16 protein-coding genes and 1 pseudogene are annotated in these 21,374 nt (G+C 66.2%); 9 read left to right on the top strand and 8 right to left on the bottom strand.

What is annotated here, in order from left to right:
* Window positions 1-15 precede the first annotated feature (15 nt).
* Window positions 16-1,677, bottom strand: a complete 1,662-nt coding sequence (locus DW298_RS12925) for a recombinase family protein (RefSeq protein ID WP_136042884.1) — start codon at window positions 1,675-1,677, stop codon at window positions 16-18.
* Between the two features lie 411 nt (window positions 1,678-2,088).
* On the opposite strand from DW298_RS12925, the gene DW298_RS12920 reads away from it, so the two are divergent.
* The 4 genes and pseudogenes from DW298_RS12920 to holA all read left to right on the top strand — a co-directional run bounded on the left by DW298_RS12920 (window position 2,089) and on the right by holA (window position 7,620).
* Window positions 2,089-4,836, top strand: a complete 2,748-nt coding sequence (locus DW298_RS12920) for a TrlF family AAA-like ATPase (protein ID WP_136042883.1) — start codon at window positions 2,089-2,091, stop codon at window positions 4,834-4,836.
* Between the two features lie 104 nt (window positions 4,837-4,940).
* A pseudogene (locus DW298_RS19755) lies at window positions 4,941-5,627 on the top strand (ComEC/Rec2 family competence protein); the annotation flags it as partial.
* Window positions 5,607-6,536, top strand: a complete 930-nt coding sequence (locus DW298_RS19750) for an MBL fold metallo-hydrolase (protein ID WP_342670895.1) — start codon at window positions 5,607-5,609, stop codon at window positions 6,534-6,536. The pseudogene DW298_RS19755 and the gene DW298_RS19750, both read left to right, overlap by 21 nt.
* Before the next feature lie 43 nt (window positions 6,537-6,579).
* Window positions 6,580-7,620, top strand: a complete 1,041-nt coding sequence (holA, locus tag DW298_RS12910; RefSeq protein ID WP_136042881.1) for a DNA polymerase III subunit delta — start codon at window positions 6,580-6,582, stop codon at window positions 7,618-7,620.
* 94 nt (window positions 7,621-7,714) lie between these two features.
* Here holA and rpsT read toward each other — a convergent pair whose 3' ends face one another.
* Window positions 7,715-7,975: a 30S ribosomal protein S20 gene (gene rpsT / locus DW298_RS12905; RefSeq protein ID WP_017830351.1), complete on the bottom strand. Its 261-nt coding sequence runs from the start codon at window positions 7,973-7,975 to the stop codon at window positions 7,715-7,717.
* 222 nt (window positions 7,976-8,197) lie between these two features.
* Here rpsT and DW298_RS12900 point away from each other — a divergent pair, with 222 nt between their 5' ends.
* Together DW298_RS12900 and DW298_RS12895 are read left to right on the top strand one after the other, a co-directional pair.
* On the top strand, window positions 8,198-9,568 hold the full coding sequence (locus tag DW298_RS12900) for a GH1 family beta-glucosidase (protein WP_136042880.1): 1,371 nt from the start codon (window positions 8,198-8,200) through the stop codon (window positions 9,566-9,568).
* Window positions 9,565-10,800: an MFS transporter gene (locus DW298_RS12895; RefSeq protein WP_240745126.1), complete on the top strand. Its 1,236-nt coding sequence runs from the start codon at window positions 9,565-9,567 to the stop codon at window positions 10,798-10,800. The genes DW298_RS12900 and DW298_RS12895 overlap by 4 nt, the downstream gene beginning before the upstream one ends.
* Here DW298_RS12895 and DW298_RS12890 read toward each other — a convergent pair.
* The 5 genes from DW298_RS12890 to DW298_RS12870 are packed head-to-tail and all read right to left on the bottom strand — an operon-like array spanning window position 10,795 to window position 16,096.
* Complete coding sequence (locus DW298_RS12890) at window positions 10,795-11,526, bottom strand: alpha/beta hydrolase (RefSeq protein WP_136042879.1); 732 nt, start codon at window positions 11,524-11,526, stop codon at window positions 10,795-10,797. The two genes, DW298_RS12895 and DW298_RS12890, sit on opposite strands and share 6 nt — an antisense overlap.
* A gap of 42 nt (window positions 11,527-11,568) precedes the next feature.
* Window positions 11,569-12,147, bottom strand: coding sequence for a PH domain-containing protein (locus DW298_RS12885; protein ID WP_136042878.1), 579 nt, complete (start codon window positions 12,145-12,147; stop codon window positions 11,569-11,571).
* Complete coding sequence (locus DW298_RS12880; protein WP_136042877.1) at window positions 12,144-14,246, bottom strand: ABC transporter ATP-binding protein; 2,103 nt, start codon at window positions 14,244-14,246, stop codon at window positions 12,144-12,146. Before DW298_RS12880 ends, DW298_RS12885 begins: the two co-directional genes overlap by 4 nt.
* Entirely contained in the window at window positions 14,197-15,114 is a 918-nt protein-coding gene (locus DW298_RS12875) for an ABC transporter permease (RefSeq protein WP_136042876.1), read from the bottom strand. Before DW298_RS12875 ends, DW298_RS12880 begins: the two co-directional genes overlap by 50 nt.
* A 1-nt stretch (window position 15,115) precedes the next feature.
* A complete protein-coding gene (locus DW298_RS12870; protein ID WP_091036971.1) occupies window positions 15,116-16,096 on the bottom strand; it encodes an ABC transporter permease in 981 nt (326 codons plus the stop codon).
* A 367-nt stretch (window positions 16,097-16,463) separates the two neighbouring features.
* On the opposite strand from DW298_RS12870, the gene DW298_RS12865 reads away from it, so the two are divergent.
* From DW298_RS12865 to DW298_RS12855, 3 genes are all read left to right on the top strand, one after another.
* Complete coding sequence (locus DW298_RS12865) at window positions 16,464-18,194, top strand: ABC transporter family substrate-binding protein (protein WP_136042875.1); 1,731 nt, start codon at window positions 16,464-16,466, stop codon at window positions 18,192-18,194.
* A gap of 115 nt (window positions 18,195-18,309) precedes the next feature.
* Window positions 18,310-20,163 (top strand): translation elongation factor 4, encoded by a 1,854-nt coding sequence (gene lepA, locus DW298_RS12860; protein WP_136042874.1) that lies wholly within the window; start codon window positions 18,310-18,312, stop codon window positions 20,161-20,163.
* A 30-nt stretch (window positions 20,164-20,193) separates the two neighbouring features.
* Window positions 20,194-20,658, top strand: coding sequence for a DUF1990 family protein (locus DW298_RS12855; protein WP_136042873.1), 465 nt, complete (start codon window positions 20,194-20,196; stop codon window positions 20,656-20,658).
* Between the two features lie 251 nt (window positions 20,659-20,909).
* Here DW298_RS12855 and DW298_RS12845 read toward each other — a convergent pair whose 3' ends face one another.
* Complete coding sequence (locus DW298_RS12845; protein ID WP_136042872.1) at window positions 20,910-21,263, bottom strand: GIY-YIG nuclease family protein; 354 nt, start codon at window positions 21,261-21,263, stop codon at window positions 20,910-20,912.
* Window positions 21,264-21,374 lie beyond the last annotated feature (111 nt).

Here is a 21,374-nt window from a genome sequence, read left to right as displayed (position 1 = left end):
AGACCTGTCTAGTCGTCAGCGCCAGTCGAACGTCACACGCTCGGGATTGAGGCCGCGTTTGCCGACGGCTTCCGGCGGCACGCGATGCACCTGAGGCACGATTAGCTCGCGAATGACATGGCGCTGACGCACGATATCGCCCTTGTCAGTCCACTCTGCCCACGTTTCTCTGATCTGTCGGGATCGGACGAGTTCGACGATGAGAGGGTCAGCGCCGGCAAGCGACTCAAGCCGCTTCTGCGCCGCCTCAATCTTCGGTTCGACGAGATCACGCTGTTCGGTGAGCATGCGAAGATCCCGACGCCGCTCGGCTTCCATCGCGACTTGTTCGAGCCATTGCTCATGGCCTCGAATCTCGTCGACGATCGACCTCCGCTCGGCATCCGCTTCCTCGTCTTGTCCACCAAGGGTGGCGAGGAAGTCAGGGCGTTCGAGGCGAGCGAGGACTAGCTCGGTAACCAGCAGGTCGAGATGTTCTTCGCGCATCGAGACGTGGAATCCCGGTCGTCCCGGCGTACCGATGCAGTTATAGGCGTAGTAGCGAGGCCGGGGGATAACGTTGCCGTCCTCGTCGACCTTTGACGAGCCAGCATTCTGTTTTCCGGCTCGCATCCGGGCGCCGCAGATTCCGCACAGAGCGATCCCGGACAGCAGATGGGTAGCGGGCCAGTTGTTCGACTTGAATCCACGTGATGTCATCGCAGACTGGAGGCGCTGCCAGTCGTCGGGGTCGATCAAGGCGGGCCAGATGCCGTCGTACGTCGCAGCCTCGCCCTCGCGGGGGTTGTGCACTCGCTGCCCCATGTACACGGGCATGGTCAACATCTGTTTAACAGCGGGCGCGGTCCAGCCAAGCGACCGTCGGTGCTCAGAGCGCGCGGGCCGTCGCGGTGGGATCTCGCGTTCGTTGAACGTCGCTGCAATGTCGTAGTACGAGCGGCCAGCAAGCACCATCGCTGCCGCTTCCTTGACAACCCAGGCTTGATCCGGGTGCTCGATGATCTTGTCCAACACCTTGGTGCCGTTTGAGGTCACAGAGTAGACCCGTTGATAGCCGTAAACGTTCTTACCGTGGGGGCGACCGCGTTTCGCCGCCGCACGCATATCGCGTCTCAGCCTTTCGCTGGTCTTATCGGACTCGTACTCGGCGTCAGAGGCGTCTTCGCGGAGGCTGCGGCGATCCCGAGCGTTCGCTGGGTCGTAGACGCGGTTATGGGTCAGGACCCAGATGCTGACGCCGCGTTCACGGCAGAGGTCCACGAGGTCAATCCACTCACCAGTGCGGCGGGAACCGCGGCTCGACTCCCATATCGCGAGGAGATCAGCGTCGAAGGTGTCGTCCTCAAGATCTGAAATCAGCTGGGCGAATCCCTCACGCTGCCGTCGCGCGTAGCGGCTGGCACTTCGGTTGTCATCACGGTAGGGGGAGGAGTGAACCTGCCATCCGCGTCCCTGGGCCTCAGCGACGATCTCATCGTGCTGCTGATCAGGACTCTTCCCCGTGCCTGAACGATCGAGCGAGACGCGGAGATACTCACGCACACGTTTGGCTGAGTCGAGAGGCATCGCGTCGAGCTTACCGCTGGGCACTCGCACGACATGCGCTTGCAGCTCGCGGTTGGCGATCCGATCGACCGAGTTCTCCGGCGCTGATCGGCTTCGTTTGTCGTCCGCCACGTTTGCATCATGATTCACCGTCCCTCTTCACTGGTCGTGTACAGGGCATCTAAGACGTCGCGACCGCGACCGTCGCGAGGGTGGCGTAGGCGGTCGGGCTTAGGAGCGGGGATCCATCCGCTGGTCACCTCGGGCGTGACGTCGGTGCCCTCCGATATGGTTTCCGACGTTCGATCGGTTGGGCCAGGCGGGGGCGAGCGAGGTCTGAGCATCTTCATCAAACCGGGCGTGCATGCCAGAGTTTTCGGCTGACTCGTGCCTTCGTGAAGAGCCAACCTTTGTCTAATCCATGTCCATGCGGTCTGACCCGGTTGTAGCGCGAGCGCTGCACGCTCGAAATGGTTTTGTGCATCATCGTCCACTCGCGCCCGTCGGGCGGTTCCGGGGCCGATCCTCATGCGACGATGAAGCATGGAAAACTCAGAGGGTGAGCCCCCCGCACATCTTGAGGGCGCAGCGCCTCAAACAGGCTATGTTGGCGCGAGATGGTGGAGTTTGGACATCCATGCTCACTCGCCGGCATCGTTCGATTACGGTGGGTTCGAGGGTGAGACAACGACCAATCCGCGGCCTTCGTTTGAGACTTGGGTCCGTGCATACATCGATGCTGGCGTCGACGGGATCGTAGTAACTGACCACAACTCGCATGAAGGTATTGACGCGGCGCGAGCCGCGCTCAGAACACTCCAGGACGCAGATCCCGATTTGCCGCCACTTGTGATCTTCCCAGGAGTCGAGCTGACTCTCGCCGGAGGGTTTCATGCGCTTGCGGTGTTCGAGCACACGTGTGATGCCTCCATCGTCATCCGAGTGCTCGCGCGCTGCAAGTTCGACGGAACGCCAGGACGTAGCGACGAAGTCGCCGACATGACTGTGAACGCGGCCGCTGAAGTGGTTCGCGACTTGGGCGGCATGCTAATCCCGGCCCACATCGACCAGCGCGCTGGCGTCCTCGGTCTGGATCCCCGCGAACTGGACACCCTCGCCGCCAGTGGTCATGTCATCGCGGCTGAAGTTGCTGATGACGGCAAGGTGGGCGAGGCAAGCAAACGTGGGTGGGTGCCTCTTCTCGGGTCCGATGCGCATCACCTCACCACGGATGGTGCTCCCGATCCGGCTGCAGCAAAAGCGCCGGGCACTCACCTGACGATGGTCAAAGCTGAGACACTCACGATGGAGGGCTTTCGATTGGCGCTGGCCGAGCCGTCAGAGTCGATCCGTCGTTTTCGACGAGGTGACCACGACCTGAATGATGTGAAGCACGACCATATCAAAGCGATCATGGTGAGGCACAAGGGCGGGCATCGTGAGTTTACGTTCGGCCCATGGATGAACTGCCTGATCGGCGGTCGTGGCGTCGGGAAGTCAACGCTCGTTGAGCTCCTTCGCCTGGCGCATGGTCGGGTAGATGAGCTGCCAGCCAATCTCGCGGCTGATCTGGCTCGATTTGCGCCAACGACAGATGCGAGCGAGCGATGGTGGAATGACGAGACTGAGATTGAGGTGATTTACGCACGAGGCGGACAGCTGCTGAGGATCAGGTGGGTCGGGGCTTCACCTTCACATTCGAGCCTCGCGCTTTGGGATGGTTCGGCGTGGGAGCAGCAATCGGGACGAGTAGTCGATCGTGCGCCTGTGCGAGTCTTCAGCCAGAAACAGATCTATGAAATGGCGACCAAACCGCAAAGCTTCCTCCAGCTTGTCGACGACATGCCGGAGATTCGAAAAGCCGAGTGGGAGGAGCAATACGAGGAACTCCGGCTCAGATTCAAGACCGAGCGAAACAAGCTCCGACAGCTCCTTGCAGAGTCGGAGAAGGCTGACCGCCTGAAAGGACAGCTCCAAGAGGTGCAAGCGCGACTACGCCACCTCGAAGATCTTCGTGCTAGCCCCGAGTACGCGAGGCTGTCTCAGCTCGAGACGAAGACCCGGACTGTCGACTCTGCGAACTTGATGAGCAGCGAGATCGAAGCGATCATCGCTCAGCAGGCCGCCTCGCTTCGCACCCTGCCCATGGACGCCGATGAAAGCACCGAGTATTTGGACTACGTGGCTTCTTACGAGAGCGCGGCCATACTCCTCGATCAAGCCGCCGCAGTTGTCCGCTCCGCTCGTCAGGCTTGGATAGCTACAGGCACAGCGAAGTACTGGACCGAAGAGGCTGCGCGGCTGGGTGCGTGGATGAACGAACAGGGTGGTGTATCCGCTGCGTCTGCCGATCAGACCAGTCACGACCGAAAACTCGAAGCAGAGCTGACGGCCGAACTCAAACAGCTTGAGAACGCGGAGGCTAGACGCAGCGCGCAAGAAGGGGTGATAGACGAGGTAATGCGGAGTATCCGTGCGAAGCGGGCTGAGCTTTTCACCCGCAGGCGGGGCTATACGAAGAGTCTCAACGCTACGCAGGGAACTCGCACGAAGCTGGAGGTCTTCGAACAGGGAAGCGTTGCAGGCCTCGGTGACGAGTTGCGCACGCTGTTGCGGACACCTGATTCGTTCGAAGGAGCCTTCGCTCAGGATGGGATTCCGTTGTTAGTGAGCGATAAGGTGCCGCAAGACTCGCGATTCGCGCAGGACGTTTCGGGCTTCAAGGGCAAGTTGATTCAGCTCGTTGAGGCCGGAATTGAATCGGAGATTGCCAGCGCGGTGAAGATCGATGGTCGGTTTTACTCCAGGCTGGCTACTTCTGACAGCTTCGATCTGGTCACCGACATCATGCTTTGGTTCCCTGACGACCTCATTCGTGTGATGTACCAGGCGAACGGGCAGGCAGACTTCGTGGCCGTCGATCGAGGATCGCCTGGTCAAAAAACTGCAGCCCTTCTCGCTGTGATCCTTCAGATGGGGGACGAGCCCCTCTTGCTCGACCAGCCTGAGGACGACCTTGAGAACAAGCTGATCAGGTACCTCGCTGTGGAAACCCTCAAGAAGATCAAGCAGAACCGGCAACTGATCGTGTCCACACATAACGCCAATGTAGTTGTGACCTCCGGGGCCGAGAACATCCTGGTGCTCGAACACGACGCGGCGTTGCCCGCTATCGAAGCTTCTGGAACACTGCAGCACCCCGACGTCAAGGACAGTGTTCGCGAGATCCTCGAAGGCGGAGAGGACGCAATCCGCACGCGCTTCATGCGATTGGTCGGCGTGCCTAGCTAGGTAGCGGATCGCGCTGCTCCTGTGACGCCCAGCATCCCTGCGCGGCACAGGGGTAGCGTCAACCGGTTAAGTACCCACCTCTTACGCAAACTGTATCTGGAGCGAACTGCGCGATCGTCGTCGGCGGTATCTTCTGGTTCGCCGCCCTGTGCGGAGCCGGGCGGGCACTGCGGGGGGTCCTTTCCGTGCTGGGTCTGGCGGGATTCGTCGTCCTCGTCACGCCGGAACCGAGCGTGATCCGTGCAGCGGTCATGGCGGCGGTCGGCATGCTGACCGTGCTGCTCGGCCGCCCGAGTGCCGGCGCGGGCATGCTCTCGCTGTGCGCTGCCGGGATTCTCGTCGCCGACCCGTGGCTGGCGGCGACTCCGGGGTTCGCGCTGTCGGTCGCCGCGTCCGGTGCTCTGGTCATGCTCGCGCGACCACTCGCCGGCGGGCTGGCGCGGATCATGCCCGGACCGGTGGCGCTGGCTCTCGCGGTCCCGCTCGCTGCGCAGTTGGCGTGCGGCCCGATCATCGCTCTCTTCGCCGAGCAGCAGTCGCTCATCGGCATCGCCGCGAATCTCATCGCCGCACCCGCGGCGCCGATCGCCACCGTGGTCGGCCTGCTGGCCTGCCTGGCGGCTCCGCTGCCGACTCTCGCGGATCTGCTGGCGTCGTCCGCCTGGCTACCGTCAGCGTGGATCGCCACCACGGCGACCACCGCCGCACGGCTGCCCGGAGCACAACTGCTGCTGCCCGCGGGAATCGGCAGTGCACTGCTCGTGGCTCTCGTGAGCGTGTGCATCGTGGTCGTCGTCATCAGATTCGGTCGACAGAGCAGGGAAGCGGCGACCGGGCGTGGGGGACTCATCGTGCAGCGGGCCGCGGCCGCGGTCCTGATCGTCGTGCTCTCGCTCGCCGGCGCCCGGGTGCTCCTCGACGGACCGCTCGCCACGGCGACGGCGCCCGACGGATGGTCAATCGCCGCGTGCGACGTCGGGCAAGGCGACGCGTTGCTCGTGCGCTCGGCGACGCGGGCGGCGCTGATCGACACGGGGCCGGCTCCGGAGCCTCTGGCGGCGTGCCTGAGGTCCCTCGGCATCGGGCACATCGATCTCCTCGTCCTCACCCACTTCGACCTCGATCACGCCGGGGGGGTCGCCGCCATCCGAGGGCGGGTCGACGCAGTGCTGCACGGTCCGGTCGCAGAGGGAGGCGATCGACGTCTCCTCGAGGAGCTCAGCGGGGGAGGCGCACGCGTCGAGGAGGCGTGGATGGGACAGCGCGGCATGCTGGGGAAGGCCGCCTGGCGGGTGCTGTGGCCGGTGCGGGGTTCGGCTGCCTTCCCCGACGGCAACGACGCGAGTGTGGTGATGGAGTTCGACGGGGGAGAGGTGCCCCGATCCCTCTACCTCGGCGACCTGTCGGCAGCTCCCCAGCGGATGCTGCTGCGCACGGCTCGGCTCGGACGCTACGACGTCGTCAAGGTCGCCCACCACGGCAGCGCGGACCAGGATGCGGGTCTCTATGAGGGCGTGCAGGCGCGCGTGGCGCTGTTCAGCGTCGGAGCGGACAACGACTACGGCCATCCCCGCGGCGAGACCCTCGACCTCGTCTCGGCGGGCGGAGGGCAGGCGCTGCGCACGGATCAGCACGGACGCATCCTTCTCGGCGTCGGAGACGGCGAGCTGCAGGTGTGGACGGACAAGCCACTGCCCTGAGCGCGCGGGCAGCGGTGTCGGCGACCGCCGGTAGTCTGGATCCATGGCAGCCTCGCGTCCCCCTTCCCGTGGCGGTGCGAAACCCACGAAGATTCCTCAGGTCTCCTGGCGAGAGCCTCATCCGGCTCCGATCGTGCTCGTCTCCGGGCCGGAAGAGGTCTGCGCCGAGCGCGCGATCGCCGGCGTCCGCGACTACCTCCGTGCCGAAGACCCCGCCCTCGAAGTCAGCGACGTGCGGGCCGACGACTACGCGCCGGGAACCCTGCTGTCCCTCACGTCTCCATCCCTCTTCGGCGAACCGCGGCTCGTGCGCGTCTCCGGCGTGGAGAAATGCTCCGATGCTTTCATCAAGGAGGCGGTGTCGTACCTCGACAATCCTCAGGAGGGGGCGACGGTCATACTGCGGCACACGGGGGCGAGCGTGCGGGGCAAGAAGCTGCTCGATGCCGTCCGCGCCGGAACCGGCGGAGGGATCGAGATCGCCTGCCCGGCGATCAAGCGCGATGGCGACCGCGTCGACTTCGCCGCGGGCGAGTTCCGCACGGCCAAGAAGCGCATCGCGCCGGCGGCCCTTCGCGCGCTGGTCTCCGCGTTCGCCGATGACCTCACCGAGCTGGCTGCGGCCTGCCAGCAGCTCATCGGAGACGTCGAGGGTGACATCTCCGAAGAGGTCGTCACCAAGTACTACGGCGGCCGGGTTGAGGTGTCGGCGTTCGTCGTGGCCGACACGGCGATCGCCGGCCGCTACGGCGAGGCACTCGTCGCACTCCGCCATGCGCTGTCGTCCGGAGCTGATCCGGTGCCGATGGTCGCGGCCTTCGCGATGAAGCTCCGCACCATGGCTCGGGTCGCCGGAAACCGGGAACCGAGCAGGCAGCTCGCCCAGCGCCTGGGCATGAAGGACTGGCAGGTCGATCGTGCCCGCCGCGACCTCGCCGGCTGGAACGAGCGTTCGCTCGGGATGGCGATCCAGGCCACGGCGCGCGCCGACGGTGAGGTCAAGGGTGCGGCCCGCGATCCGATCTTCGCGCTCGAGCGCATGGTCACGGTGATCGCCACTCGTCGTCCGTTCGGCGAGGAGTAGCCGCGCGTCCTCACTCTGCGGATCGCCCGGCGCTCCGGAGACACGAAGAAGGCCCGCCCCGATAACGGGACGGGCCTTTCTCAGAAGCTTCCGCTCAGAGAGAAGCGACCTGCTTGGCGAGAGCCGACTTGCGGTTCGACGCCTGGTTCTTGTGCAGGACACCCTTGCTGACGGCCTTGTCGAGCTTGACGGCGGCCTTCTTCAGCGCGGCCTCGGCTGCTGCCTTGTCGCCGGCGGAGACTGCCGTGCGAGTCGTGCGGATGACCGTCTTGAGCTCGCTCTTGACGGCCTTGTTGCGCTCGCGCGCCTTCTCGTTGGTCTTGTTGCGCTTGATCTGCGACTTGATGTTTGCCACGTGTGGACGCTTTCTGTACAGGAGTGTTCGGAATGCCGGCAGCAGAAGAGGGCTGCTGCACAGCGGTCGTGAGGGAAGAACCCACACGCAAGCCAAGAGTCGAGTCTACCAGCAGAGGGGGTGATCACGCGAAACGGCAGACGGATCACGATACTCCGTCGCGGATCTCCTGGAACCGGGTGCAGAATCATCACTATCCCGACACCGCTGTCAAGGAGCCACATGACCCCCGAACACGTTCCTCCGTCCGTGCCCGCAGGCCTCCGCTGGTCCGCAGCGACGTCCGCCTTCCAGATCGAGGGTTCGCGCCCGACGGGGGCCGTCGGTCGCTCCATCTGGGACGACTTCCTCGAGAGACCGGGCGCGATCATCGACGGGTCGACCGCGGATCCCGCGTGCGACAGTTATCGGCATCCCGAGGCCGATGTGGCTCTCGCCGCGGGGTTGGGGCTGGACCGCTACCGGTTCTCCATTCCGTGGGCGCGCGTGCAGCCGGACGGCCGGGGTGCGGGGGACGCGGGCGCGCTCGACCACTACTCGCGGCTCGTGGACCTCCTGCTGGAGGCGGGCGTCGCACCGTTCCCGACCCTCTTCCACTGGGAGATGCCGAGTGCGATCGAGGCCGACGGCGGCTGGCTCGAGCGCGACACCGCCGAGCGCTTCGCCGAGTACGCGAACATCGTGGCCGACCGTCTCGGCGATCGCGTGAGGCAGTGGTACACGATCAACGAGCCGGCGATGACGACGCTGCAGGGGTACGCGGTCGGTACGCTCGCCCCGGGACGACAGCTGCTCTTCGACGCGCTGCCGACCGCCCACCACCAGCTGCTCGCCCATGCCCGCGCCGCCTCGGTGCTGCGGGAACGAGGTGCCTCCACCGTCGGTCTCGCGAACAACCACACGTGGGTTCTGCCGCTGCACGATACGGCCGAGGACCGCGAAGCCGCCGCCGTCTACGATCTGCTCCACAACCGGGTCTTCAGCGCACCGCTCCTCGACGGCGCGTACCCGGACCTCGAGTCGCTCGGGCTTCCCCCGATGCCGGTGCGCGACGGGGATCTCGAGGAGATCGGGCGGTCGATCGACTTCTACGGCATCAACTTCTACAACCCCACGACCGTGACGACTGCCGCTGCCGGGAGCCCCGTGCCGTTCGACATCGTGCCCACTCCTGGCGTTCCGGTCACCGGCTTCGGGCCGGAATGGCCGATCATGCCCGCAGCCCTCCGCGATCTCCTGATCGACCTGCACGCACGGCATCCGCATCTTCCCCCGGTCGTCATCGCCGAGAACGGAGCGGCTTTCCCCGAACCCGCTCGCGCGGGCCGCATCGACGACACGGACAGGATCGAGTATCTGGCCGGTCACCTCGCGGCTGTCGGGGAGGCGGTGGACGCCGGAGTGTCTGTGGAGGAGTACACGGTGTGGTCGCTGCTCGACAACTGGGAATGGGCAGACGGCTACACCCAGCGGTTCGGGCTCGTGCACGTCGACTTCGAGACGGGCGAACGCACGCCCAAGGCCTCCTACGACTGGTATCGGGACGTGATCGCGAGTTCGCGCGCAGCGGCCGCGACGGCGGTGGCGAGTTGAGCGAGACCACGGGCACCCGCACGGTTCGAGCGGGAACACGATGGATGTCGCTGTTCACGCTGGCGTGGCTCGCGATCTGGACCGTGCAGCTCACACCCGTGCAGCTGCTCCTTCCCCTGCAGCTGGACACCCCGGAAGACGACTGGATCCGCGGTGTCGTCTCTTCCGGGCTGGTGCTCGGAATCGGCGGGCTCGCCGGCATCATCGCCGGTCCTGCCGCCGGGGCGCTCTCCGATCGCGCGGCCGCGGGGCGCCACCGCCGCCGCCCGTGGGCGCTCGGCGGAGTTCTGTTCACCGCGGTCTGCCTCGTCCTGACCGGATACGCCGAGGGTCCGTGGGCAGTCGGCGCCGGGTGGGTAGGGGTGTCGATCGGCGTGGCCGTCTCGTCCGCAGCCTTCACCGCCCTCATCGCCGACCAGCTGCCGTCGACGCAGCGCGGTGCGGCCTCCGCAGCAGTCGGTTCCAGCCAGGCGGTGGGGATCGTGCTGGGAGTCGGGCTGGTCGTCCTCCTCGGTCTCGGCATCCGCGACGGCTACCTGCTGCTCGCCGGAGTGATCGCGGTCGTCGGATCGGCGGCCGCGCTGCTCCTGCCCGACCCTCCGAGCGTCGAGGCCATGCGACCGAAGCCGGTGGGTCGTCGTCGGCTGGCATCCCTGCGCGACCGGGACTTCGCCTGGATGCTCTCCGGTCGCCTGGTGACGAACATCGGCAACGCGCTCGGGACGGCGCTCTTCCTGTTCTTCCTGCTGCACGGCCTCGGCCAGCCGAGTGCCGTCGCGCAGGACAATCTCCTGCTGCTCATCGTCGTTTACACCGTGTTCGTGGTGATCGCCTCCGTGGTCACTGGCATCGTCTCCGATCGCACGGGAAACCGGCGCACGCTCGCGGTCGCCGCCACCGTGGTGCAGGCAGCATCGGGCGTCGCGATCGCGCTGGTGCCGACGTTCGAGATGACGATGGTGGCCGCGGCCCTGATGGGCCTCGGTTATGGAGCCTTCTCGACGGTGGGACTCGCTTTCGCTGCCGACCTGTTGCCCGACGAACAGGACCATGCGCGCGACCTCGGGATCGTGAACGTCACGGCCGCCCTCGGCCAGCTGATCGGACCGGTCCTGGGGGCAGCGCTGGTCGCTCTGGTCGGCGGGTTCTGGCTGGTCTTCATCGCCGCGGCGGTGCTGTCCCTGGTCGGCGGGCTGCTCACCGCGTTCGCCCGGGAGCCGAAGCGCTCATGACCGAGCCGGCTCCTGCTCCACCGTCGCGATCGCCACCTGCACCACCGCGTTGAAGATCCGCGGACGCATGGCCGTCACCAGATGGGTCGTGCGCGGAACGACGATCAGCTCGGCATGCGGGGCGAGGCGACGGAAGAGCGTCTCGTTCAGTCGCAGCTGGTCGTACTGACCGTTGACGAACCAGAGGGGGATCGTGATCCGAGGGACGGCGGTGGCGATGTCGAGGGTCGCGAGGCTGCGGAGCGCGGCATCCTGCGTGTCGAGCGCATAGCCGCCCGCGGCGAAGTCCGACCGCGTCTCGGCGGGGATGGTGGCCTCGAGCATGCGCGCCGTGAGCCACATTCCGCGGTCCGGCAGCGAGTCGACGGCCCTGGCGAACAGTCGGTAGGCCCGGAGTCCTGCGCCGCGGGGGAGCGAGGTGCACGCTGCGGCGACCAGAGCGGCGACCGGCGGCTTGTCCGCTCCGCCGACATAGGCGAGGCAGAGCAGGCCTCCCATCGAGTGACCGACGAGCACGACGGGCCCCTTCTCAGCCGCTGCTCGAACCGCCGCATCGATCGTGTGCAGCGCCTCATGGAGCGTGAAATCCTCGCCCATCCGGGTGCCGTGCCCCGGCAGGTCGACGGCCGTGGCGGCGTAACCGTGAGCATCGAGATAGGCGAGCTGCGCGCGCCACATCGTGGCGGACGTGCGGATGCCGTGCACGAGGACGATCTGTGCGCTCACGCGTTCAGCATAGGATCTCGGCGCCTGCTCCGAGACTCCTCGTCAGAGAAGCAGTCCTGCGGTCGTCACCCCGAGGGCCAGGGCCAGGACGATCGCGAGGAGCGGTCGCCACGCGATGCTCACGGTTCGCGAGTCCGAACCTGTCGGTGCACGCCCGACGTCGTCGCGCGCCCGGTCGATGGCTTCGACGACCCCGACGAAGGCGCGGGAGCGGTTCGGCGCCGACACGTCGGCATCCCGGTCCCGGCGCGGCTGGACGGTGGGTGAACCCCAGGCGCGGATCGTGGTGCCGTCCGTCAACTCGACGACGAGCTGGTATCGCACTTGAAGCGCGGCCACCTCGCGCCAGGGGATGGTGTGCGTGCGGAAGACGTTGACCACGGTGAGCGTGGAGGGCGCGACGATCAGGCAGGGCCGGATCAGCAGCATCCAGCACACCAGCAGGACGAAGCCCATCCACGGCAGGGAGAGGAGCACGATCGCCCACTCCGCGCGGATCGCCGCATCGATGAGGAGGTACGCGAACAGCGCCGCCAGCACACCGCTGATCCACCAGCCCGATGCGCCGCGGACGACGATGCGCTCCGTGCCGCGCCCGCTGACGCCACGACGACCGATCACGCGGTCTGCAGGATGTCCTGCTCCGCCCAGTGGCAGGAGACGTCGCGTCCCTCCACGGGCCGCAGCTCCGGCGACCTGGTCTCGCACTCGGCCTGCTGCTCCGGAGGGAGGATCGCGTAGAGCGGGCACCGCGTGCGGAACGCGCAACCCGTGATCGTCTCGGTCGGCGACGGCAGGTCTCCGGAGAGGAGGATGCGCTCCCTTGTGCGCTCGATCTGCGGGTCGGGGACCGGCACGGCCGACAGCAGCGCGCGCGTGTACGGGTGGCGCGGGTTGCTGAAGATCTCATCGACGTCGCCGTACTCGATGATGCGCCCGAGGTACATCACCGCCACGTCGTCGGCGATGTGACGCACCACGGCGAGGTCATGGGCGACGAACAGGTACGAGAGCCCGAGCTGCTGCTTCAGGTCTTCGAGCAGGTTGATCACGCCGGCCTGCACCGAGACATCGAGCGCCGAGACCGGCTCGTCGAGGACGAGGATCTTCGGCTCGACCACGAGGGCGCGGGCGATGCCGATGCGCTGGCGCTGCCCCCCGGAGAACTCGTGCGGGTAACGACGGGCATAGCTCGGCTCGAGGCCGACGAGCTCGAGCATCCGGCGCACGCGGCGCGAGATCTCCTTCGCCGGGACGTCGTGCACCGTGAGCGGTTCGCCGATGAGTTCCTCGACGGTCATGCGCGGATCGAGTGAGGCCGCCGGGTCCTGGAACACGATCTGGATGTCGGTCCGGAGCGCGCGACGCTGGGCCGGGGAGAGTGAAGCCGTGTCGATGCCGTTGACGGCGACCCGCCCCGACTGCGGCTTGGCGAGCTCCATCACCTCCATGACGGTGGTCGATTTGCCGCAGCCGGACTCGCCGACCAGGCCGAGGGTCTTGCCGCCCTCCAGCTCGAAGCTGACGCCGTCGACCGCACGGACGGTGCCGATACGACGGCGGAAGACGGTGCCCTTGGTGAGCGGGAAGTGCCGCTTGAGGTCTTCGACCTTGAGCACGGTGCCGCGGGTCTCGACCTCGCGCACGACCTCTTCCGCAGGCGCCGGCGGGGAGAAGACCTCGTCGCGGGGGAGGCGGCCGTCGACGATCTCGGTCGCGCGGATGCACGCCGCGGCCTGCATCGGGGCAACCGGAACCAGGTCCGGTTCGATGTCGTGGCACGCCGAGATCACCGCGGGGCAGCGATCGGCGAACGGGCAGCCGGTGGGGATCTCGGTGAGCAGCGGCGGACGGCCCTCGAGCGGTACCAGCCGCGCCGACCGCTGGTCGACCATGTTCGGCATCGACCGCAGGAGACCGATCGTGTACGGCATGGCCGGGCGGGCGAACAGGTCGTCCACGGGGGCGGTCTCGACGATCCTGCCCGCGTACATGACGGCCACGCGGTCCGCGTTGCCGGCCACGACGCCGAGATCGTGTGTGATGAGCACCACGGCGGCGCCGGTGATCTCCTTGGCGGTCTGGAGCACGTCGAGGATCTGCGCCTGGATGGTGACGTCGAGCGCGGTCGTCGGCTCATCGGCGATGATCAGCTTCGGGTCGTTGGCGATCGCGATGGCGATCATCGCACGCTGGCGCATGCCGCCCGAGAACTCGTGCGGGAACGACTTCACGCGTCGGCGGGGCTCCGGGATGCCCACGATGTCGAGCAGCTCGACCGCGCGGGCCTCCAGCGCCTGGGTGCTGAGTCCCGGCTGGTGCAGCTTGAGGCCCTCGATGATCTGCTGGCCGATCGTGTAGACCGGCGTCAGCGCCGAGAGCGGGTCCTGGAAGATCATCGCGATGTCGGAGCCGCGCATCTTCGACAGCTGCCGGTCGGTGGAGCCCAGGAGCTCGGTGCCGTCATACGTGATCGAGCCGGATACCTGGGCGGTACTCGGGAGAAGGCCCATGACCGCCATCGACGACACGGACTTGCCCGAACCGGACTCGCCGACGATCGCCAGGAACTCTCCCCGGTTGACCTCGTAGTTGACGCCGCGCACCGCGTGGACGGTGCGGGCCTTCGTCTCGAAGGTGACGTTGAGGTCGCGGACGCGAAGCAGGGGTTCAGGCACGGTTGTTCTCCGAGGTCGGGTCGACGGCGTCACGCAGGGCATCTCCGAGCAGACTCGACGCGAGCACGGTGGCGACGAGGATGATCGCCGGCGGGATGAAGAGCCAGGGACGGGTGGTCGCCGCGGCGCTTCCCGCAGCGAGCAGCGTGCCGAGCGACACGTCGGGCGGCTGGATGCCGAAGCCGAAGTAGCTCAGCGTGGTCTCGGCGAGGATCGCGGCGCCGACACCCAGCGTCGCGTCGATGATCAGGAGCGAAGCCACGTTGGGGATGATGTGCCGGCGGATGATCGTGAAACCGCCGACGCCCATGAAGCGCGCCGCCTTGACGTAGTCGCGCTCGCGCAGCGACATGGTCTGACCGCGGATGACCCTCGCGAGCACCATCCAGCCGAAGAGGGGGAGGAACACGACGAGCGCGACCCAGGCCAGGTCTTTGAACAGGGGGCTCAGCAGGACCAGGATGTAGAAGCTCGGCAGCACGAGGAGCAGGTCGATGATCCAGACGATCACCCGGTCCCATGCCCCGCCGACATACCCGGCGATCGCGCCGACGAGCCCGGCGATGATGGCCGTGACCGGTCCGACGATGAGGCCGATGAGCAGGGACTTCTGCAGGCCGGCCATCGACTGGGCGAAGATGTCCTGGCCGATCGTGTCGGTGCCGAACCAGTGGTCGAGGCTCGGACCCTTGTTGAACGACAGGTAGTCCTGATCGGTCGCGGACCACGGGTAGAGCAGCGGGCCGACGTAGGCGAGCAGGAACATCAGCACGAGCACGCCGGCGCCGATCCAGGCGCGCTTGGTCGAGAAAGTGCGGACCAGGATCAGCCGCCACCGGGGGATCGACGGAGACTCCTCGTTCTCCGGCTCGAGCGGCGGAGCGTCGAGCTGTGTGGGATCGAGCGTCATGTCACATCCTCACTCGGGGGTCGAGGGCCGCGTAGAGGACGTCGGCCAGCGTGCCCGCGATGAGCACCAGGATCGCGGCGAACAGGATCGAGCCTGTCGCGGCGTTGATGTCGTTGTTCGACACGGAGTCGATGAGATATTCGCCCATGCCGTGCCAGCTGAAGATCTTCTCCGTCACGGCCGCGCCCGCCAGGATGGTGCCGAACGAATAGGCGAAGAAGGTCGACATGGGGATCAGCGCGACGCGCACGCCGTGACGCATGATGGCGGATCCGCGGGTCCGCCCCTTCGCGCGTGCCGTACGGATGAAGTCCGAGGAGAGCACGTCGAGCATGGCGCTGCGCTGGTACCGGGAGTAGGAGGCCGCCGCGGTCACGGTGAGCGCGATCGTGGGCAGCAGCAGATGCGCTATTCGATCGCCTATGACGGGCCAGAACCCGGTGACCCCGACGCTGTACTCGCCGGTGAAGTTGATGAGCTGCTGACCGGACGCGTTGTTGACCCAGGTCGCGCCGATCATGAGGAGCACCGCGATCACGAAGATCGGGGTCGCGAGCACCGTGAACGACGCGTAGGTGATGATCTGATCGCTCGCGCGGTACTGCCGGATGGCCCCCCACACGCCGAGCAGAATTCCGAAGACCGCTCCGAGAATGGTGCCGATGATGAGAAGTCGGAGGCTCGTGCCGGCACGTTCGATGATGTCGGCCGTCACCTCGGTGCTGCGAGTGGAGATCCCCAGGGAGCCGGTGGTGACGAACTGCACGAGCCAGTCCCACATGCGCTGCAGCAGGGAGACGTCGGGGTTGACGCCCATCTTGTCGAGCGCCGCGTCGATGCTGGACTGCGGGACGGGGGGATTCTTGCCGAGGAACCGTGCCGCCGGCTGAAGAGTGGTGGAGACGAGTGCGTAGCCGGCCAGGGTGGCGATGACGGTGAGGATGAGATAGTTCACCAAACGCTTGGCGATGAATCCGATCATGGAGCTCCTTCGGCGCGGGATCGCCGCGCAGCCGACATCTGTTGCGGCCTCGCTACTCTAGGCACCCGAGACCGTCTTTCCAAAACGCCGGCATATCCCCTTCGATCGCCGGCAGGCTCCCCATGTTGCCATGTTCACGGCGGTCGGGCCGACGCGACGCGATGTCAGCCACGGCGCGACCCCGTTTCACCCCGCACGACGATGCGGTTTGAACGACAACTAGGTAACGATCCGGACAACACGGGCCTGACATGCCGGTGTACGGGGCGATCATCGATGATGTTGCTCCATAGCCGGTCGCTGTCTTCGGTCTCCGGTTCGGACGAGTCCTGTGCAGTCTGCACGAAACGATAGAAGGGGGAGATCGATGAAGTCGAACTCCAAGAAATGGGCGGCCCTCGCCGGAATCGCCGGCGTCGCGCTGGCGCTCTCTGCGTGCGCGCCCGCTACGAACGGCGGAGGAGACGGCGACGGCGGTTCCTCGCCGGAGGCGCTTCCCGCGACCGGCTGGGTCGCCGCTGACCGCGACGCCATCAAGGACGGCGGCACGCTGAACCTGCCGCTCGACGAGACGCCGGCCAACTGGAACCTCTACAACCTCGATGCCGGCACCGTCGACGACAACACGATCTCGAGCCTGTTCACCCCCGGCTTCGTGGTCATCAAGGAGGACGGCAGCTGGGAAGCCGACCCGAACTTCGCCACGTCGGTCGAGCTGAAGAGCGAGGACCCCCAGGTCGTCGAGGTCAAGGTCAACCCTGACGCCGTCTGGTCCGATGGCACCCCCATCGGTGTTCAGGACTTCCAGGGCCAGTTCAACGCCCTCAACGGCAAGAACGAGGCGTTCGCCCCGACCTCCACCAACGTCTGGTCGGACGTCGCCTCGATCGAGGCCGGCGAGAACGACCAGGATGTGCTGATCACGTTCGCGAACAAGAACGCCGACTGGCCTTCCATCCTCGGCACCGGCACGATCTACCCCCGCTGGCTCACGGCGACCCCGGAGAGCTTCAACACGGCATGGGCGAACGGTCCGTTCGCTGCCGACGGCTCGACCTACGTCTCCGGCGGTCCGTTCATCGTGAGCAAGTTCGACGCGACCGGCAAGACGATCACGTTCGAGCCGAACCCCACGTGGTGGGGCGACAAGCCGAAGCTCGACACGATCAACTACAAGGCCACGGACCGCTCGACGGTCGGCCAGGCGTTCGCCAACAAGGAGTTCGACGCGATCCCGATCAACTCCAGCGTCGACACGCTCGAGTCCGCGAAGGCACGCTCCGACTCCGAGATCCTGAACTCGAAGGGCGTCACGTACAGCCACGTCACGCTCAACGGCACCGCCGGCGTGTTCGAGGACGTCGCCGTCCGTCAGGCCTTCGCGAAGTCGCTCGACCGTCAGATCATGGCTCAGGCCGTCATCGAGCCGCTGGGCGTCGAGCCCGAGGTCCTCAACAACCTCATCTTCCTCAACGGTCAGAACGGCTACGAAGACGACAGCGCGGACATCGCGTTCGACGTCGACGCCGCCAAGAAGCAGCTGGAAGACGCGGGCTGGGTCGAGGGTGACAAGGGCATCCGCGAGAAGGACGGCACCAAGCTGACCGTTCGCCTCGTGATCCCCTCGGAGACCCCGAACTCGGCGATCCTCTCGCAGCAGATCCAGCCGATGGCCGCCAAGGCGGGCTTCGACGTCAAGATCGACACCGTCCCGTCGGCAGACTTCTTCACGAAGTACATCACGACCGAGACGCGTGACTTCGAGGCGACGATCTTCGCGTGGCAGGGTACGCCGTTCCCGATCTCCTCGACGGAGTCGATCTTCAGCCCGGCCGACTCGGGTCAGAACTTCCCCGGCGTCGCGGATGAGCGTCTGGATGGTCTCTGGACGGAAGCCAACGCTGAGCTCGACCCCGAGGCACGTCTCGAGATCGCCAAGGAGATCGACAAGATCATCATGAGCGAAGCCGTGACGATCCCGCTGGCGGCACGTCCGAACCAGTACGCGATCGCCGACGGTCTCGTGAACTACGGTCCTTCGCAGTTCGAGTCGACCACCGGCACGAACTTCTGGCAGAACGTGGGCTGGGCCAAGTAAGCCCCGTTCGCACCACACACTGGGCGGTCCCCTCGGGGGCCGCCCAGTGTGCTTTCCCGGCGGAGCATCACGCGAATCGGGGTTTGCCGCCGCCTGACCGTAGAATCGAGGGGACATGTCCCCACGCGCTCTCACACCTCTTCAGCCTGCCTCGACGCCGGCTGCGCAGATCCGCAATTTCTGCATCATCGCCCACATCGACCACGGCAAGTCCACCCTCGCCGACCGGATGCTCCAGATCACCGGTGTCGTCTCGGATCGTGACATGCGGGCGCAGTACCTGGACCGGATGGACATCGAGCGCGAGCGCGGCATCACCATCAAGAGCCAGGCCGTGCGGATGCCGTGGGAACTCGACGGCCAGACCGTCGCCCTGAACATGATCGACACCCCTGGCCACGTCGACTTCACCTATGAGGTCTCGCGCTCGCTCGCGGCCTGCGAAGGCGCGATCCTGCTCGTGGATGCGGCGCAGGGCATCGAGGCCCAGACGCTGGCGAACCTCTACCTGGCGCTGGAGAACGACCTCCACATCATCCCGGTGCTGAACAAGATCGACCTCCCGGCCGCCGACCCCGAGAAGTACGCGAAGGAACTCGCCTCCCTCATCGGCGGCAAGCCGGAAGACGTCCTCCGCGTCTCGGGAAAGACCGGGGTCGGTGTCGAGGAGCTGCTCGACCGGCTCGTGCAGGAGATCCCCGCCCCGAAGGGCGATGCGGATGCGCCGGCGCGCGCGATGATCTTCGACTCGGTCTACGACGCCTACCGCGGTGTGGTCACCTATGTGCGCATGGTGGACGGCAGCCTCTCGCCCCGCGAGCGCATCCAGATGATGTCGACCGGAGCGAATCACGAAGCGCTCGAGGTCGGTGTGTCGAGCCCGGAGCCGACCCCGACCAAGGGACTCGGCGTGGGCGAGGTCGGCTACCTGATCACGGGCGTGAAGGACGTGCGCCAGTCGAAGGTCGGCGACACGATCACCACATCACGCAAGCCCGCCTCCGATGCCCTGCCCGGCTACACCGACCCGAAGCCGATGGTGTTCTCGGGTCTGTACCCGATCGACGGCAGCGACTACGCGGAGCTGCGTGAGGCACTCGACAAACTGAAGCTCTCGGACGCGTCGCTCGTGTACGAACCCGAGACGTCGGTGGCGCTCGGGTTCGGCTTCCGCTGCGGCTTCCTCGGGCTCCTGCACCTCGAGATCATCACCGAGCGGCTCGCGCGTGAGTTCGATCTCGACCTCATCACGACCGCGCCCAGCGTGATCTACGAGGTCCTCACGAGTGACACCGGCGAGACCGTCACCGTGACCAACCCGAGCGAGTATCCGGACGGACGCATCGGCTCGGTCTCGGAGCCGATGGTGAAGGCGGCGATCCTGCTTCCCAAGGACTACGTCGGCACCGTCATGGAGCTGTGCCAGTCCCGCCGCGGAACGCTGCTCGGCATGGAGTACTTCTCGGAGGAGCGCGTCGAGCTGCGCTACAACATGCCGCTCGGCGAAATCGTGTTCGACTTCTTTGACCAGCTGAAGTCGAAGACGCAGGGGTATGCCTCGCTCGACTACGAGCCCTCCGGACAGCAGGAGGCCGACCTGGTGAAGGTCGACATCCTGCTCCAGGGCGAGAAGGTCGACGCGTTCAGCTCGATCGTCCACCGTGACAAGGCATACGCCTACGGCACGATGATGGCCGAGCGGCTGCGCAAGCTCATCCCTCGCCAGCAGTTCGAGGTTCCGATCCAGGCCGCGATCGGTGCGCGCATCATCGCCCGTGAGACGATCCGCGCGATCCGCAAGGACGTGCTCGCCAAGTGCTACGGCGGTGACATCACCCGCAAGCGCAAGCTCCTCGAGAAGCAGAAGGAGGGCAAGAAGCGCATGAAGATGGTCGGTCGCGTCGAGGTCCCCCAGGAGGCGTTCATCGCCGCGCTGTCGGGTGACGTCGAGGGCAAGGACAAGAAGTAGCGCGTGCCGCTGCCGGTGTACGAGCGCGGGATGACACGTCATCCAATCGCGACTGCGCCTGATGGGATGCGGATCTCCGAGCACTCGACCGTGGTCGACCCGGCGGCACGCGATGCCGTCGCCGCGCTGGTGAGTTCGTGGGAGTTCAAGCGCCGCGCTGGGTTCGAGGTGCCTGACACTGCACCCGCGCCTGGGCTCGAGGGCACGCTCGCGAAGCGTCTCTTCGGCGTGCGCTTCGTCGAGCCGGTGAGGATCGTCTGGGCGGATGAGAGCGGGTTCGGGTACGAGACGCGTCCTGGGCATCCGATCTACGGAGAGGAGTCGTTTCGGATCGATGAGAACGGCGTGTTCACTGCGCGATCCATCTCGTCTCCGTCGACCTGGTTCTGGAGTCTGCTCGGCCCGGCGCTGCGCATGGTGCAGCGGGCGACCCACGCGCGCTACGTGCAGATCGTCCGGGATGCAGCCGCCGCTTCCCCCTCCCTGGGGCGCTGAGCTTCTCCCTCCCTGGGGCGCTGAGCTTCCCCCTGCCTGGTTTGCTGAGCTTCCCCCTGCCTGGTTCGCTGAGCTTCCCCCTCCTGGTTCGCTGAGCTTCCCCCTCCTGGTTCGCTGAGCTTCCCCCTGCCTGGTTCGCTGAGCTTCCCCCTGGCTGGGTCGCTGAGCTTCCCCCTGCCTGGGTCGCTGAACTTCCCCCTGCCTGGGTCGCTGAACTTCCCCCTGCCTGGGTCGCTGAGCTTGTCGAAGCGTCAGGTCGCGTCCCTGGGGTGCTGAGTCTCCGTCTCCCCGTGCCGCTGAGCGTGTCGAAGAGTCCCGACTCCGGTTGACCTCGACAGGGCTGGTAAGTCATGCCCACGGTTCTCGATGAGGGCCAGCTTCTTGCGGCGACTCCATCCCTGGAGTTGTTTCTCCCGGAAGAACGCCGCATCGACCGTCTCGAAATGCTCTGCGTACACGAGCACGACAGGTCGCCTTCGTCGCGTGAACTCTGCGGCGAACTGATCGTCGTTGTTGTGCTCCCAGACGCGCGCTTCCAGATCGCCGTTGGTGCTTCCCGTATAGAAGCTGTCGTCAGTGCACCTGAGGATGTATGTCCACGCCATGATCCATGGTCGCGCGCACCGAGATCGCCCACGACCGGGTGTGGATAACCGTGGCCCTTCGACAGGCTCAGGGACCCAGGGTGACAGGCTCAGGGGCCCAGGGGCGGCCCT

The organism is Microbacterium sp. A20 (assembly GCF_004794515.1).
Taxonomy (GTDB): Bacteria; Actinomycetota; Actinomycetes; order Actinomycetales; family Microbacteriaceae; genus Microbacterium.
The sequence above is the reverse complement of the archived record's forward strand: the minus strand, read 5'-3'. Positions and strand labels throughout refer to the sequence as shown.

Bases quoted from the DNA above. Each gene is read 5' to 3' on its own strand.
- DW298_RS12845 (WP_136042872.1), bottom strand. From the start codon at position 21,263: ATGGCGTGGACATACATCCTCAGGTGCACTGACGACAGCTTCTATACG.
- DW298_RS12880 (WP_136042877.1), bottom strand. From the start codon at position 14,246: ATGCCCTGCGTGACGCCGTCGACCCGACCTCGGAGAACAACCGTGCCT.
- DW298_RS12875 (WP_136042876.1), bottom strand. From the start codon at position 15,114: ATGACGCTCGATCCCACACAGCTCGACGCTCCGCCGCTCGAGCCGGAG.
- DW298_RS12855 (WP_136042873.1), top strand. From the start codon at position 20,194: ATGACACGTCATCCAATCGCGACTGCGCCTGATGGGATGCGGATCTCC.
- holA (WP_136042881.1), top strand. From the start codon at position 6,580: ATGGCAGCCTCGCGTCCCCCTTCCCGTGGCGGTGCGAAACCCACGAAG.
- DW298_RS12865 (WP_136042875.1), top strand. From the start codon at position 16,464: ATGAAGTCGAACTCCAAGAAATGGGCGGCCCTCGCCGGAATCGCCGGC.
- DW298_RS12920 (WP_136042883.1), top strand. From the start codon at position 2,089: ATGGAAAACTCAGAGGGTGAGCCCCCCGCACATCTTGAGGGCGCAGCG.
- DW298_RS12900 (WP_136042880.1), top strand. From the start codon at position 8,198: ATGACCCCCGAACACGTTCCTCCGTCCGTGCCCGCAGGCCTCCGCTGG.
- lepA (WP_136042874.1), top strand. From the start codon at position 18,310: ATGTCCCCACGCGCTCTCACACCTCTTCAGCCTGCCTCGACGCCGGCT.
- DW298_RS12870 (WP_091036971.1), bottom strand. From the start codon at position 16,096: ATGATCGGATTCATCGCCAAGCGTTTGGTGAACTATCTCATCCTCACC.